Source organism: Serratia sp. M24T3 (genome assembly GCF_000257645.1).
GTDB lineage: Bacteria > Pseudomonadota > Gammaproteobacteria > Enterobacterales > Enterobacteriaceae > Rouxiella.
In genome coordinates this window covers 1-224 of the sequence record NZ_AJHJ01000113.1, presented here as the reverse complement: position 1 = coordinate 224, position 224 = coordinate 1, and the positions used below count along the sequence as shown (strand labels likewise).

Annotated in this window: 1 pseudogene; it reads right to left on the bottom strand. The window is 51.3% G+C overall.

What is annotated here, in order from left to right:
* A pseudogene (locus SPM24T3_RS24205) lies at nucleotides 1–224 on the bottom strand (lipopolysaccharide biosynthesis protein); the annotation flags it as partial.

The following is a 224-nucleotide window of genomic DNA, read 5'->3' as shown; positions in this document are numbered from 1 at the left end:
GCAGATCCCCTTTGAGATCGACAATTTTAGCATTGCCAGTATCTACGGCTTCATGCACCAGGTCATTGTTATAGCGAAACTTGTCGGCTTTATATAAGCGGCAGACGCGATCAGGATACCAGCCACTGTGGCGCATAAAGCGGCCCATGAACAGGTTGCGACGGCCCAGGCGATAAACTTTGCTGTCATCAGGCTGTTGCAGGCACGCTTCGATAGATTGACGG